Consider the following 13,900-nt stretch of genomic DNA (forward strand, 5'->3'; position numbering starts at 1 on the left):
CGCGGCACCGCCGCTGAGTACGCCGCGAGCGCCTCTTCGCGGAGCCAGCGTTCCAGCAAGAAGCCCTCCCCGGCGAAGACTCCGTCGGGGAGGGCTGGCGCGCGTGTGCGGCGTACTTAGGGCAGCATGCGCAGCTTCTTGCCTGCCAGCAGTGCGGTGCTCATGATGCGCGCGTAGGCCTTGGCCCCCAGGCTCTCAGGGCCACGCATGGACATCCACCGTTGCTCGGTGATGTTCTGGCTATCGGTGTACTTCAACAGCCCGGCCGCGCCGTGGCGGCCACCCATGCCAGAGTCCTTCATGCCGCCACTGGTGTTGTCGATGGCCGACCATGCGGCGGTGTAGCCGTCGTTGATGGAGACGGAACCGGCCCGGATCTGTGGGGCGATGCGGTGCCCCGTCTCGGGGCTGGCGAAGACGGAGGCGTTGAGCCCGTAGACGGTGTCGTTGGCGGCGTTGACCGCAGCCACCAGGTCGTCGACAACCTCGACGAAGACGACCGGACCGAAGACCTCTTCGGTGCGCAGCTTCGCGTCGGCGGGGACATCCGCGAGAACCGTGGGCTCGTAGAAGTAGGGGCCCAGATCCGGGCGGGCCTTGCCGCCGGCGAGAACGCGGGCCCCCTTGGCCACCGCGTCGTCCACGTAGCTGGTGACTGTATCCAGCTGCTGTTGGGAGGCCAGCGAACCCATCGCCACCTCCCAGTCGAAGCCGGGGCCAAGGGTCATGGCGCGCACGGCGTCGGCGAACTTGGCGCTGAACTCCTCGTACACCGGTCGCTCGACGTACACCCGCTCGATGGACACGCACAGCTGGCCAGAGTTGGAGTAGCAGGCATCCACGACGCCGCGAACCGTGTAATCCATCTTCGCGTCCGCCGCGACGATCAGCGGGTTCTTGCCACCCAGCTCCGCGGAGAAACCGATCAGGCGGGAGCCCGCGGTGGCCCCGAGGATCTTGCCGGTGGCGGTAGACCCGGTGAACATCAGGAAGTCACACGTATTGGCGATCTCGCTGCCCACCACCCGGCCAGAGCCGGTGACCAGCTGGACGAGGTCGCGCGGCAAGCCGGCCTCGAAGAGCAAGCCGAATACCAGCAGGGAGGTAAACGGGGTCGCAGAGTCCGGCTTCGCGACCACCGCGTTGCCCGCGATGAGCGCAGGAAGGGCGTCGGAGATGCCCAGGGTCAGCGGGTAGTTCCATGGGGAAATCTGGCCGACCACGCCCACGGGCTGGAAGTGCTGGCGGGACTTGGCGAGCACCGGAACCGCGGAGCGTCGGCGCTTCGGGCTCAGGATCTTCTCCGCATTATTGGCGTAATAGCGGGAGTTATTCGCCACGTCCATGACCTCGTCGAAGGCGGAAGCGCGGTTCTTGCCGGTCTCCAGCTGCACCATGTCCATCAGCAGCTCGCGGTTCTTCAGGACGGCGTCGTGGAAACGCAGGAGGATGGCCTTGCGCTCCGAGAAGGGAACGTGAGCCCAGGAGCGCTGCGCCTGACGGGCGGCGTCGACGGCCCGGTGGACGTCCTCCTCGTCGCCGGAACCCACCCAGCCGAGGTGCTCCGCGGTGAAGGACACCTCGACGTCGATCGTCTTCTCGGGCTTGGAACCATCGGCGGGCAGCTTGTTGGCGGACAGCCCGCGCAGCGCCTCCTGGAAGTCTGCGGGGAGTGCGTCGAGGGACAGTCGCTTGGGGAATCGCAAAGCAGTCATGGGTGGAAATATACCTTTGCCGAGGAATCTATGAGGTGGGTTGAGAAAGAAAATCCGCAGCGTTGGGAACTAAAAGTCCGTCACATGCGTTGGTACATTGTGAAGTAGGAACTTTTAACCGCCTACCAGCTTCGTGGCGCGCCCCGGCAGTGCTGGGAAATCGCGCGTGGCATGTGTCCCGGTCTCCGATCGGGTCGTGTAGACGCACCACTTGGGTGTGCACATGGCGGCAAGAACAAGTTTTGACGAAGAAATCGAAAGTTGAGGCTTTCAGGTGCAGAAATCTAATCCATTCATGGCCGAACTGACCGGCCAGAACCGCCAGGGCCAGCAGCCGCAGGGCTATGGACAGCAGGGCGGTGATCAGCAGGGCGGTGGCTACGGCCAGTTCGCTACTAGTGCCCGTGGTGCCGCTGCCACGGCGACCTACCAGGACGGGCTGCAGGACGCCGCGAATTACGGTCAGGCCGGTCCGGCCGACCGCCCGATTACCGTGGACGACGTGGTGGCAAAGACCGGCATCACGCTGGGCGTCATCGTCGTGCTGGCTGCGGCGAACTACTTTATCTTCGGCGCGAACCCGGCAACGGGCTCGATCCTCACCGTGGTCGGCGCCATCGGTGGCCTCATCACCGTGCTGGTCTCCGCCTTCGCGAAGAAGTACGGCTCCCCAGTCGTCACCCTGCTCTACGCAGGCTTCGAGGGCCTGTTCGTCGGTGGCTTTAGCTACATGCTCACCGGCATGGCGGTGGGGGACACGAACGCTGGCGCCATGATCAGCCAGGCGATCCTGGGAACCATCGGCGTGTTCGCCGGCATGCTCTTCGTCTACAAGACGGGTGCGATCCGCGTGACCCCGAAGTTCACGAAGTTCATGGTCGCCGCGCTGATCGGTGTGCTGGTTCTGGCGCTGGGCAGCGTGATCATTGGCCTGTTCACCGGCGGTGCTGGCCCGCTGCGCGACGGCTCCCCGCTGTCCTGGATCTTCTCCCTGCTGTGCATCGGCCTCGCAGCGCTGAGCTTCCTGCAGGACTTCGACGCCGCCGACCGCCTCGTCCGCGCCGGTGCGCCGTCCAAGATGGCCTGGGGCGTAGCCCTCGGCCTGGCCGTGACCCTGGTCTGGCTCTACACCGAGATCCTGCGCCTGCTGTCCTACATCAATAGGGACTAGCGCTAGCAGCCAAGGGCCAGGGCGCATGATGCGGGTCGGCCCTTCGAAAATCTTGCCCTTGGGGTTCAACCCCAGGGGCTTTTTCACGCCTCCGAGGTGGGGAACTTTCCCGAGCTGCGCCCGCGTGTCTGTCGATCTTGGTAGCGTGATCAGGTCAACAATTGTAAAACAGCTGGGCGCACAAGAGCTGACCCAGCTAGCAAGGAGCGCCGATGAGCTTCGGCGAAAAACCCCGTCCCACTAAGCCCCAGCCCGCGACCGGGCTGCTCAAGACTGGGAAAAGTTCCCAAGTCGGCTTGTACCCCCACGACCTGCACCCCGGACTGGTCCCGGGCTTAAGCGTCGAGGATCAAAACAAGAACTTCGCGCTGGACCGCGTCGTCTTCTTTGTTACCGCCACCTTCATCGTGGCCTTCATCGCCTGGGGCATCGCCTCCCCGGACTCGGTTTCCACAGCGTCGGCGGCCGCCTACGACTGGGCGATGAATAACGCCGCATGGCTGCTCAACCTCGTGATGAGCTTGGGCATCATCGTCATGCTCTACCTGGCATTCTCCCGGTACGGCCAGATCCCGTTGGGCCGGGACGACGAGGAACCAGAGTTCTCCCGATACTCGTGGATCGCGATGATGTTCGGCGCGGGCATCGGCGTGGGCGTGTTCTTCTTCGGCCCCTCCGAGCCCCTGGCGTACTATCTCTCGCCACCGCCTGAGACCGTCGACGCGGAAACCCCTGCTGCCCTGCACCAAGCGCTGGCCCAGTCCCACTTCCACTGGGGGCTATCCATCTGGGGCCTCTACGCGCTGGTGGGCGGAGCGCTGGCCTATTCCACCTACCGCCGTGGGCGCCCCTCGCTGCTGAGCTCCGTGTTTCGACCCCTGCTGGGAACCCAGCCGAATGAGGGGATCGCGGGCCGGGTGATCGACATGATGGCGATCGTCGCCACCCTCTTCGGCACCGCCGCCACCCTGGGTCTATCCGCCCTGCAGATCGCCCAAGGTGTGGAGATCATCTCCGGGGCAGGCCCGCTGGCCAATAACGCTGTTATCGCCATCATCGGTGTGCTCGGCGTGGCCTTCGTCATCAGCGCCGTGTCCGGCGTGGCCCGGGGTATCCGCTACCTGTCGAATATCAACATCACGCTCACACTGCTGCTCGTGGCCTTCGTGTTCCTCTTCGGCCCGAGCCTCTTCCTGCTGAACCTGGTGCCATCCGGGGTAGCGACCTATATCGATCAGCTGCTGCCGATGATGGGCAAGTCCCTGTCCTGGGGTCAGGAGACCCTCGAGTTCCAGGGCGCGTGGACGGCCTTCTACTGGGCCTGGTGGATCGCCTGGACCCCATTCGTCGGCATGTTCATCGCCCGCATCTCCCGGGGCCGCACCATCCGGGAGTTCGCACTGGCAACGATCGCCGGACCGACCGCCATCCTGGTCCTGGCCTTCACCATCTTTGGTGGCGCCTCCATCACCTTCAGCCGGGAAGGCCGCGAGATGTTCGACGGCTCCGCGAATTCCGAGCAGGTCCTCTTCGCGCTCTTCGATCAGCTGCCCCTGAACACGATCACCCCGTTCCTGCTGATCGCGGTTCTCACGATCTTCTTCGTCACCTCCGCGGACTCCGCATCCGTGGTGATGGGAACCATGTCCTCCCAGGGCAACCCCGCGCCGAACAAGCTGGTCGTGGTGTTCTGGGGTGCGTGCATGATGGGGATTGCCACAGTGATGCTGCTGGCTGGCGGGGAAACCGCGCTGACAGCACTGCAGAACCTCACGATCCTCATCGCGCTGCCATTCTCGATCGTTTTGTTGGTGATGACCGTGGCCTTCCTCAAGGACCTGCGCACCGACCCGGCGGCGATCCGTAAGGACTACGCCAGCACCGCGGTGGAAAATGCGGTGGTCCGGGGCCTGGAGGAGCACGGCGATGACTTCGAGTTCACCGTCGCTTCCGCGCCGGAGGGCAGGGGAGCGGGCGCCCACTTCGATTCCTCCTCTGAGGACGTCACCGACTGGTACCAGCGCGTGGATGAGGAGGGTGAAGAGATCGCCTACGACCACGAGACCAAACGGTGGGCGGACCAGGAGGGAGACACCGCGGATACCTCGGCTGACTCCGCAGATGCCGCGTCGCCCGGCGCCGACGAAGGCTCGGCGGAGCACCCGGAGCGTTAAGGCCGTCAGCCGCCGACAGTTTCGGCCAGGCGCAAAGAAACCCTCGGCCCTGGTTTTCCAGGGCCGAGGGTTTCTCCCTGCCACAGTGGGGCAGTGTCGAGTCAGAATTACTTCTGCATCGCGCGCGGGATATCCAGATCTGGGTTGTACGGCTCGGCCTCCACGAGGGTGACGCGCACCGTGTCGCCGGTCGGGGTCTCGTACTCGCGGGTCTCGCCGACCTTCGCACCAACCAGGGCGGCGCCCAGCGGGGCGTCGGTGGAGTAGGTCTCCAGCTCCGGGTTGGAGGACTCCAGGCCACGGGTACCGATCAGGAAGGTTTCCTTGTCCTCCTCATCGTCGTCGTAGTAAACGTGCACGACGGTGCCGACCAGCGCGACGCCGGACTCCTGCGGAGCCTCACCGATGGTGGCGTTGTCCAGCAGCTCCTCGAGGTAGGCGATGCGGGCCTCCTCCTGGCCCTGCTGCTCGCGGGCGGCGTGGTAGCCACCGTTCTCCTTGAGGTCACCCTCCTCGCGGCGCTCATTGATCTCGGCAGCCAGGACTGGGCGGTTTTCCTTCAGGGCGAACAGTTCCGCGTTGAGTCGGTCGTAGGATTCTTGGGTGAGCCAGGTGGTCTGATTGTCTGCCATCTGCGCCATCCTCCTTGGAAATTATGTCAGTAATTTTCAGCTAATCCGGGCAATCACGGTCCATGCACCGTCCCCGGCGGTAGCGCCTTAGGCGGCGATAGCTTTGCAGGAATAGTCCCACGGTTTCGCCGACGCCCGCCGGTTCTCGCTTGTCCGGGCGTATTCTAGCACCGAATAGGCGCGAAAACTTCAGCCGACGCGTTGTCGGTTGCCTGTTCCTCGGTGGGCTACTGCTTCAGGTGAGAGGGGATGACCGAGGAACAGCCGTAGATCTTCCCGGCGTAGCCCGGCACACGAGTGTTGATATCCACCGAGTGGCGGGAGGTCTTCGGCCCACCGGCTGGGACGTAGAACTCGCGGCGACCGACTTCATTCTTGTCGTAGTCCATCGCGGTGACGATGCAATAAGCCGGCTGCGACGGATCCTCGCGGGTGACGTCGACGCGCATGTTCAGGCGGTTGTCGGACACCACGGAACCGCCGGACTCGACGGCGGTGACGTCCGCCGAGGACACGTTCATGAACTGGTTGACCGCGTAAGCCATCGCGCCGGCGATGAGGACGACCAGAGCGATGACCAGCACCTTGCCGGCGAAGGGGCGGTTGCGTTCAGCGCCGTAGCGGGCCTTCAGGGCATCGTTCGCGGGCATCTGCGCATCGCCCGGGCGGGAGTTGGGAACCGAAGGGGAAGCATCAGAGGTCATGGTGTTTTACATTCTAGGCAATGCGGCCGTAAAAGCAGATTTCCGCATCCAGGGTCAGCCGGTTCTTGGGGGTGGGGCGCGGTGGGGAGGTGCCGTGTGACTTCCCTTCATCGCGCGTGGAACAATATGGAAGTATGACTGATTCGACGACGAGCGGCGCCCAGGGTGGTTACCGCGTGCTGGCGATTCACGCCCACCCGGATGATGAATCCAGCAAGGGCGCGGCGACGATGGCTCGCTATATCGACGAAGGCCACCGAGTCCGCGTTCTGACCTGCACGGGCGGCGAGGAAGGCAGCATCCTCAACCCCAGGATGGACCGCTCCGAGGTGCACGAAAACCTGGTGGACGTGCGCCGGGAGGAAATGGCCCGCGCCGCAGAGATCCTGGGGGTAGAGCATCGCTGGTTGGGGTACGTGGACTCCGGACTGCCGGAATCCGGCAAGCGGGAGGACCTCCCGGACGGCTGCTTTGCGCTGCAGGACGTCGACGAGGTCGCCGCCGACGTGGTTGCACAGATCCGCGAGTTCCAGCCGCACGTGATCATCACCTATGACGAAAACGGTGGCTATCCGCACCCGGATCACCTGATGGTGCACGCGGTATCCATGCGCGCCTGGGAACTGGCGGGAGATCCGGACTATCGATCTGATCTGGGCGAGGCCTGGGCTCCGCTGAAGTTGTACTACACGCACGGTTTCGTGGTGACCCGCTTTAACATGCTCGCCGAGGCGGTAGCCCAGCGGCAGGCCAATGGCGAGATGACCCTGCGCGAGTATCAGCACACCATGACGCAGCTGGCTTTCTGGCGTGCAAAGCAGGACGTCTACCCCCGAGTGACGACCCGCGTGAACGCTGCCGATTGGTTCGATCGCCGTGATGCCGCGCTGACCGCACATGCCACCCAGATCGACCCGGACGGGCCGTTCTTCGGCGTGGACGTGGACGTGCAGCGCGAGACGTGGCCCACGGAGGAGTTCGAATTAGCGAAGACCCGGGTGGCCACTACACTGCCAGAGAGAGAACTCACCGCGGGCTTGCCGCCGGTGGGCAGCGCCGATGCACTCAGCCAGAGCCAGCCGCCAGAGGTGCCGGTGCGCCCCGAGCAGTAGGATTTCCGCTAGAGAATTTTTAGCCCAGTACTCACACACGGCTTGACCGCCGCCGAAGGGAATGGATGACATGTTCGCAGCTCTTTCGACCCCTGCTCTGCCAGCAGCGGATCTGGTGACCGCAGGGGCGGCGTACACGACCACTGTTATCGCCCAGGGGCCAACCCCCAATACGGGCCCGCGCGGCGAGGAATTCGGCAAGGCCTCGCCGGTCGGGCTGTTCGTCATCCTAGGCCTGCTCTTCGTGGTCATCGTCATCGGATTCGGCATGAATCGCAGGCTGCGCCGTTTGGAACGCCGCCGCGCCTTCGCCGAGCAGCACGGCATCGACGTGTTCGATGAGGAGCGGCTCAACAAGGCGATGGAGGAGAGCGGCTACGAGGAGTACGCGAAGGGCGGAGCGATGTTCGCCCGCACCGAGGTGCCGCAGACCGATGCTCGTTTCGAGCCGGCCTCCGGGATTGGAACGCAGCTCACCGGGCCCGACGCGATCGACGCGGAGCGCGCGAAGGCCGAGGAAGAAGACGAAGACGAGAATCCTGCACGCTAAGCGAGAGGGTTAATTATCGTGCGTCTACCAAAGCTTGCGGCAGCGATCGGGCGAACCGAGCCACTGAAGAGGCTCGCCAGCCTGCTCTATCCCGCCTACGAGGCGCGGCTGGCTCGCTCTCTGCGGGATCTGCCGCGCCCGGCCCACATCGCCATCATGGCCGACGGCAACCGTCGCTGGGCCAGGGAGAACGGCTTCACCGACGTTTCCCATGGGCATCGCGTGGGTGCCCGCAAGATCGCCGAGATGTGCAATTGGTGCGACGAGATGGGCATCGCCTCGGTGACCGTGTACCTGCTCAGCACAGAGAACCTCAAGCGTAAGCCGGAGGAGCTCGAGCTCCTGGTCAAAATCATTGGGGACGTCACCGACGAGCTTGGGCAGGCGAAGGCTGGCTTCCGCGTGCGCTCCGTGGGGCACCTCGAGCTGCTGCCGCAGCAGCTGCGGGAACGCCTGGAATACAACGAGCAGCTCACCGCCAATAACACGGGCGTGTGCGTCAACGTCGCCGTCGGCTACGGCGGACGTCAGGAGATCGTCGACGCGGTGCGAGACACCGTCGCGGAACTCGCTGCGGATGGCACGCCGGCCGACGAGATCGCCGAGAGGATCACCGTCGACTCCCTGGGTAATCACATGTACACCAAGGGGCAGCCGGACCCGGATCTGGTGATTCGGACCTCGGGGGAGCAGCGGCTCTCGGGCTTTCTGCTGTGGCAGTCCGCCTACTCCGAGATTTGGTTCACGGACACCTACTGGCCGGCCTTCCGGCGGGTGGACTTCCTCCGGGCGCTGCGGGAGTACTCCCAGCGTCACCGCCGTTTCGGGCTCTAGACCAGCGCTGTGCTGGTCGCCCGGCACAGTCACAGACGGGCCGGGGCAGTGCCAAGCTGGGGAGCGAGGCTAGATCTTGCGCATCCGCACCCGGTCGACGAGGTGATCTGCGCCCTTGCGCATCACCAGGCTGGCCCGGATCCGGGTCGGCAGGATGTTCTCCATGAGGTTCGGCAGGTTCACCGTCTGCCAGATCTCCCGGGCCACCTGGGAGGCCTGTGCATCGCTCAGCCCAGCGAGGTGGTGGAAGTGGGCGTCCGGGTCCTTGAAGGCGGTGTTTTTCAGCCGCAGGAATCGGGAGATGTACCAGTCCTCAATGTCCTCGACCCGGGCGTCGACATAGACGGAGAAGTCGAAAAGGTCGCTGACCATGAGGGTGGGCCCTGTCTGCAGCACGTTGAGCCCTTCGACAATGAGGATGTCTGGCTGGTCGACGACCTCGAACTCGCCGGCGATCCGGTCGTAGGCCTCGTGCGAGTAGACCGGTGCTTTGACGTTGCGGGCTCCTGATTTCACCTTGGTCACGAAGTTCAGCAGCGCCTGCTGGTCATAGGACTCGGGGAAGCCCTTGCGGTGCAGCAGGCGGCGGCGTTCCAGCTCGGCGGTGGGGTAGAGGAAGCCATCCGTGGTGATCAGATCCACCCTGGGGCTGGACTCCCAGCGCTGCAGCAGCACCTGGAGCACACGCGCGGTGGTGGACTTTCCGACGGCCACGGAGCCGGACACACCGATGATGTACGGCGTGGGAGGCATCGGCTCGCCGATGAAGGTCTCGGTGGCCTGATTCAGGCTGCGCTGTGCCTCGACCCGCAGGTTGATGAGGCGGGAGAGCGGCAGGTAGACCTCGCTGACCTCGTCCAGGTCAATCTCGTCGCCGATGCCGCGCAGCTGGTCGAGCTCCGATTCGCTCAAGACCTGTGGCATGGACTTGCGGAGTTCGCGCCACTGGCTCCTCTTGAGCTCGATGAAGGGCGATACAGCCGCGTCCGCGGAGGCGCGCTGGGGCGTACGATTCATGGCCTCATTGTGCCTGTGTGGGGGGAGATAACCCAAATGTGCTAGGTGCGCTGTGACCTGCGTCCGGGGCAGACGCTAAGATGTGGGGCGCAACGCAACAACACCTTCTACCCCCAAGGATCGGTCTGCATTCTTGGTGGTATACACCCTTTTTGAAGGAAGGCCGACGGAAACTTATGTCCGATTCTCCACAGACCATCCAGCACAACGTGCCGCTGGCTGAACTCGACCCGGATGTCGCCCGCGCCATCGACGGCGAGCTGGCCCGCCAGCGCAACACTCTCGAGATGATCGCGAGTGAGAACTTTGTGCCGCGCGCAGTGCTGCAGGCGCAGGGCTCCGTCCTGACCAATAAGTACGCCGAGGGCTACCCTGGACGCCGCTACTACGGTGGCTGCGAGCACGTCGACGTCATCGAGGACCTGGCCCGCGACCGCGCGAAGCAGGTCTTCGGCGCGGAGTTCGCCAACGTGCAGCCGCACGCTGGTGCGCAGGCCAACGCCGCCGTCCTCATGGCGCTGGCTAGCCCGCGGGATAAGATCCTGGGCCTGTCCCTGGCTCACGGTGGACACCTGACCCACGGCATGCACCTGAACTTCTCCGGCAAGCTCTACGAGGCTATTGCCTACGAGGTGGACCCGGAGACCATGCGCATCGACATGGATAAGGTCCGCGAGCAGGCGCTCAAGGAGAAGCCGACCGTCATCATCGCCGGCTGGTCCGCTTACCCGCGCCACCAGGACTTCGCTGCCTTCCGCTCCATCGCGGACGAGGTCGGCGCGAAGCTGTGGGTCGACATGGCTCACTTCGCAGGTCTGGTTGCTGCCGGCCTGCACCCGTCCCCGGTCCCGCACGCTGACGTCGTGTCCACCACGGTGCACAAGACCCTCGGTGGCCCGCGTTCCGGCCTGATCCTGGCGAAGCAGGAGTGGGCGAAGAAGCTGAATTCCGCAGTCTTCCCGGGCCAGCAGGGTGGCCCGCTGATGCACGCCGTTGCCGCGAAGGCCGTGGCCATGAAGGTTGCCCAGACCGACGAGTTCCGTGACCGCCAGGCCCGCACCCTCGAGGGCGCGAAGATCCTGGCTGAGCGCCTGTCCGCCGCTGACACCAAGGGTGCTGGCGTCGAGGTGCTCACCGGCGGCACCGATGTTCACCTGGTGCTGGCTGACCTGCGCCACTCCGAGCTGGACGGCCAGCAGGCGGAGGATCTGTTGCACGAGGTTGGCATCACCGTTAACCGCAATGCCGTTCCTTTCGACCCGCGCCCGCCGATGGTCACCTCCGGCCTGCGCATCGGTACCCCGGCCCTGGCTTCCCGCGGCCTGGACACCGCCGCCTTCACCGAGGTCGCGGACGTCATCGGTACCGCGCTGGCGCAGGGTAAGAACGCCGACGTCGACGCGCTGCGCGCTCGCGTTTCCAAGGTCGCCGAGGACTTCCCGCTGTACGAGGGCCTCGAAGACTGGAAGCTGGTCTAACAATGGCGGAGTCCGCTGTGAACCCGCAGGACGGCCAGGCTGGTTCCGCGTTCCAGTCCGCTGGGGCGGGGCACGCGCTGATCATCGTCGACGTGCAGAATGACTTCGTTGACGGCAGCCTGGCCACCGAACGTGGTGCGCAGGCCGCCGAGGCGATCAGCAAGCACATCGCTGGCCTGCACCGTTATGACGTCATCGTGGGCACCAAGGATTGGCACATCGTCCCGGCCGGGCACTTCGCCCCGGAGGGCGCGGAACCGGACTACCAGGACACCTGGCCGGTGCACTGCGTTGCCGGGACCACCGGCGCGCAGTCGCACCCGGCGCTGGCGACTGATCAGGTCGAGGCGTGGTTCCACAAGGGTGAGTACGAGCCCGCCTACTCGGGCTTTGAAGGCCACCTCGCGGACTCTCTTGCCACCACGGAAGCGAACAGCGCTGCTGCCGAAGCGGAGCGTCCGAAGGTGCTGCTCGCAGAATGGTTGCGCTCTCGCCGTATTGGTCAGGTGACCGTGGTCGGCATCGCGACCGACTTCTGCGTGCGCGCCACCGCGCTGGATGCGAAGGCCGAGGGCTTCGGCGTCACTGTCATCCCGCGCCTGTGCGCGCCGGTGTCAGCAGCGGGGGAGGAAGCGACCCTCGCCGAACTGCGTGAGGCCGGCGTCGAGGTGAAGTAGCCGCAGTCGCGACGTAAAGCTAAAAGAACCCGATGGTGGAAACCATCGGGTTCTTTTATGTCTAACTCACCCAGGCGGGCGGCTCAGGCTGCGCCCGCCCGGCGAGGGGGCAAGGGGAGTGGCTTACTCGCCCTTAGCCAGCTTGCGGGAGATGATCTCCAGCATGATCTCGTTCGGGCCACCGTAGATCGGCTGGACGCGGGAGTCCAGGTAGTGGGTAGCGATCGGGTACTCCATCATGAAGCCGTAGCCACCGTGCAACTGCAGTGCCTGGTTCACGACCTCGATCTGCAGCTCGGTGGTGTGGTACTTCGCCATCGCAGCGGTGGTCTCGTCCAGCTCGCCCTTGACCTTGGCCTCGATGCAGGCATCGACGAAGGACTGTGCAGCCTGCAGGCCCTGGACCATCTTGGCCAGCTCCCAGCGGTAGGCCTGGTGGTCGACCAGACGGTTGCCGAAGGTCTTGCGGTCCTGGGAGTGCTGGTACACCAGGTCGAAGGCGCGACGGGAGGTCGCGACGGAGCCCACGGCGATGGACAGGCGCTCCTGAGCTAGGTTGTGACGCAGGTAGCCGAAGCCAGCACCGCGCTCGCCCAGCAGGTTCTCAGCTGGGACCTGGACGTTCTCGAAGGAGAGCTCGGCGGTGTCCTGGGACTTCAGGCCGACCTTCTTCAGCGGGCCGGTCTTGGTGTAGCCCTCCATGCCGTCCTCAACGATGAGCAGGGAGATGCCGGCGCGGCCCTTCTCCGGGTCGGTGATGGCGACGATGATGGTGAAGTCCGCCTGGACACCGTTGGAGATGAAGGTCTTGGCACCGTTGACGGTGAAGGAGCCGTCGCCGTTGTCGCGGGCCAGGGTGCGGATGCCAGCCAGGTCGGCGCCGGCCTCCGGCTCGGTCATGGCGATTGCGGCGATCTTCTCACCGGAGCACAGTGGCTTGAGGAAGCGCTCCTTCTGCTCGTCGTTGGCGAAGCGCTGCAGGTATGGGATGACCAGGTCGTTGATGGTCTGGATGCCCACGATGATAGAGCCGGAGTCTGCCTTGGCGAGCTCCTCGGTCAGCACGGCGTTGAAGCGGTAGTCGTTCATTCCGCCGCCGCCCCACTGCTCGTCGACCTCCATGCCCAGCAGGCCCATGTCCCCGGCCTTCTTGAACATCTCGCGGTCGACGTAGCCCTGGTCGTGCCAGCGCTCGACGTTCGGGCGGATTTCGGTCTCCACGAAGCCGCGGACGGCTTCGCGGAACATCTCGTGCTCTTCGTTGAACAGGGTGCGCGGAAGGTAGTTCTTCATGTTGTCCTCTCCGGAAGTCGGGGGATGTTCGGTGAAAGAGCCGGAACAGTTCGCACTGTGATCCAGAACTCTTAATGCTTATGTTCATAGTAACGCTTTGTGGCCTCAGTCACCTATTTATGAAGAAATATTTTTAAACCCTTGTGTGTGAACTTAGGTAATGCTAACCTCAAATCAGCGCCCACGGGGGATTATCTCACGAGGTGCGCCAGTAGTGGATAGTCGTTTTCTGCCGCGCCGCTCGGGAAGGCTCCTCTTCTCGCCTCGCCCGAGCAACTTGTCACGGCGCGAATGGAAGCGATGGGTTGAAAAGCTGCCGTGGCCTAGTCACCCACGGCGGTAACAAAAGGGGTACACCCGGTGTCGTCGCACGGGTGCCAAAAACTCAGGCGGGGCTTTAAGCATCACAGTGCTTAAAGCCCCGCTTGAGCTTTCCGTGAAATCGTCAACCCCCCAGCGCGGATGAGGGTTAAGGGTCAAAAAGTGTGTCTGGCCCGGCGTGTCGTGGGGGTTAGATTTGGCCTTTTTGGATGCCGATTGAGT

General features: G+C 64.5%; 12 protein-coding genes. 7 read left to right on the forward strand and 5 right to left on the reverse strand.

All coding sequences use genetic code 11. From position 1 onward, the window contains the following. Positions 1-116 precede the first annotated feature (116 nt). Positions 117-1,715 (reverse strand): succinic semialdehyde dehydrogenase, encoded by a 1,599-nt coding sequence (locus QP140_RS06945; RefSeq protein WP_070761836.1) that lies wholly within the window; start codon positions 1,713-1,715, stop codon positions 117-119. Positions 1,716-1,989: 274 nt separating this feature from the next. Here QP140_RS06945 and QP140_RS06950 point away from each other — a divergent pair, with 274 nt between their 5' ends. Both QP140_RS06950 and QP140_RS06955 read left to right on the forward strand, forming a co-directional pair. Continuing rightward, on the forward strand, positions 1,990-2,886 hold the full coding sequence (locus tag QP140_RS06950) for a Bax inhibitor-1/YccA family protein (protein ID WP_442875020.1): 897 nt from the start codon (positions 1,990-1,992) through the stop codon (positions 2,884-2,886). Positions 2,887-3,098: 212 nt separating this feature from the next. After that, complete coding sequence (locus QP140_RS06955) at positions 3,099-5,060, forward strand: BCCT family transporter (RefSeq protein ID WP_284758798.1); 1,962 nt, start codon at positions 3,099-3,101, stop codon at positions 5,058-5,060. 107 nt (positions 5,061-5,167) lie between these two features. Here QP140_RS06955 and greA read toward each other — a convergent pair whose 3' ends face one another. Together greA and QP140_RS06965 are read right to left on the reverse strand one after the other, a co-directional pair. Then, the gene (gene greA, locus QP140_RS06960) at positions 5,168-5,692 is read right to left on the reverse strand and encodes a transcription elongation factor GreA (RefSeq protein ID WP_012359850.1); all 525 of its coding nucleotides are present in this window, start codon (positions 5,690-5,692) and stop codon (positions 5,168-5,170) included. A 227-nt stretch (positions 5,693-5,919) separates the two neighbouring features. Continuing rightward, on the reverse strand, positions 5,920-6,396 hold the full coding sequence (locus QP140_RS06965; protein WP_284758799.1) for a DUF4307 domain-containing protein: 477 nt from the start codon (positions 6,394-6,396) through the stop codon (positions 5,920-5,922). A 134-nt stretch (positions 6,397-6,530) separates the two neighbouring features. Here QP140_RS06965 and mca point away from each other — a divergent pair, with 134 nt between their 5' ends. From mca to QP140_RS06980, 3 genes are all read left to right on the forward strand, one after another. Next, on the forward strand, positions 6,531-7,508 hold the full coding sequence (gene mca / locus QP140_RS06970) for a mycothiol conjugate amidase Mca (protein WP_284758801.1): 978 nt from the start codon (positions 6,531-6,533) through the stop codon (positions 7,506-7,508). A 70-nt stretch (positions 7,509-7,578) separates the two neighbouring features. Beyond that, entirely contained in the window at positions 7,579-8,058 is a 480-nt protein-coding gene (locus QP140_RS06975; protein WP_070761841.1) for a hypothetical protein, read from the forward strand. A gap of 45 nt (positions 8,059-8,103) precedes the next feature. Continuing rightward, positions 8,104-8,892 (forward strand): isoprenyl transferase, encoded by a 789-nt coding sequence (locus tag QP140_RS06980; protein WP_246818048.1) that lies wholly within the window; start codon positions 8,104-8,106, stop codon positions 8,890-8,892. Between the two features lie 69 nt (positions 8,893-8,961). On the opposite strand, the gene coaA is transcribed toward QP140_RS06980, so the two are convergent. Further along, positions 8,962-9,909, reverse strand: coding sequence for a type I pantothenate kinase (coaA, locus tag QP140_RS06985; protein ID WP_284758804.1), 948 nt, complete (start codon positions 9,907-9,909; stop codon positions 8,962-8,964). A gap of 176 nt (positions 9,910-10,085) precedes the next feature. Here coaA and glyA point away from each other — a divergent pair, with 176 nt between their 5' ends. Next, positions 10,086-11,387, forward strand: a complete 1,302-nt coding sequence (gene glyA / locus QP140_RS06990) for a serine hydroxymethyltransferase (protein ID WP_070758609.1) — start codon at positions 10,086-10,088, stop codon at positions 11,385-11,387. A 2-nt stretch (positions 11,388-11,389) separates the two neighbouring features. Continuing rightward, positions 11,390-12,064, forward strand: a complete 675-nt coding sequence (locus QP140_RS06995) for an isochorismatase family protein (protein ID WP_284758806.1) — start codon at positions 11,390-11,392, stop codon at positions 12,062-12,064. Between the two features lie 123 nt (positions 12,065-12,187). On the opposite strand, the gene QP140_RS07000 is transcribed toward QP140_RS06995, so the two are convergent. After that, on the reverse strand, positions 12,188-13,357 hold the full coding sequence (locus tag QP140_RS07000) for an acyl-CoA dehydrogenase family protein (protein ID WP_070758607.1): 1,170 nt from the start codon (positions 13,355-13,357) through the stop codon (positions 12,188-12,190). Between the last annotated feature and the right edge of the window lie 543 nt (positions 13,358-13,900).

The organism is Corynebacterium sp. UMB9976 (genome assembly GCF_030212265.1).
GTDB lineage: Bacteria > Actinomycetota > Actinomycetes > Mycobacteriales > Mycobacteriaceae > Corynebacterium.

Excerpts from the sequence above, each read along its gene's own strand:
- QP140_RS06945 (WP_070761836.1), bottom strand. The coding sequence starts at position 1,715 with ATGACTGCTTTGCGATTCCCCAAGCGACTGTCCCTCGACGCACTCCCC.
- QP140_RS06955 (WP_284758798.1), top strand. The coding sequence starts at position 3,099 with ATGAGCTTCGGCGAAAAACCCCGTCCCACTAAGCCCCAGCCCGCGACC.
- greA (WP_012359850.1), bottom strand. The coding sequence starts at position 5,692 with ATGGCAGACAATCAGACCACCTGGCTCACCCAAGAATCCTACGACCGA.
- QP140_RS06965 (WP_284758799.1), bottom strand. The coding sequence starts at position 6,396 with ATGACCTCTGATGCTTCCCCTTCGGTTCCCAACTCCCGCCCGGGCGAT.
- mca (WP_284758801.1), top strand. The coding sequence starts at position 6,531 with ATGACTGATTCGACGACGAGCGGCGCCCAGGGTGGTTACCGCGTGCTG.
- QP140_RS06975 (WP_070761841.1), top strand. The coding sequence starts at position 7,579 with ATGTTCGCAGCTCTTTCGACCCCTGCTCTGCCAGCAGCGGATCTGGTG.
- coaA (WP_284758804.1), bottom strand. The coding sequence starts at position 9,909 with ATGAATCGTACGCCCCAGCGCGCCTCCGCGGACGCGGCTGTATCGCCC.
- glyA (WP_070758609.1), top strand. The coding sequence starts at position 10,086 with ATGTCCGATTCTCCACAGACCATCCAGCACAACGTGCCGCTGGCTGAA.
- QP140_RS06995 (WP_284758806.1), top strand. The coding sequence starts at position 11,390 with ATGGCGGAGTCCGCTGTGAACCCGCAGGACGGCCAGGCTGGTTCCGCG.
- QP140_RS07000 (WP_070758607.1), bottom strand. The coding sequence starts at position 13,357 with ATGAAGAACTACCTTCCGCGCACCCTGTTCAACGAAGAGCACGAGATG.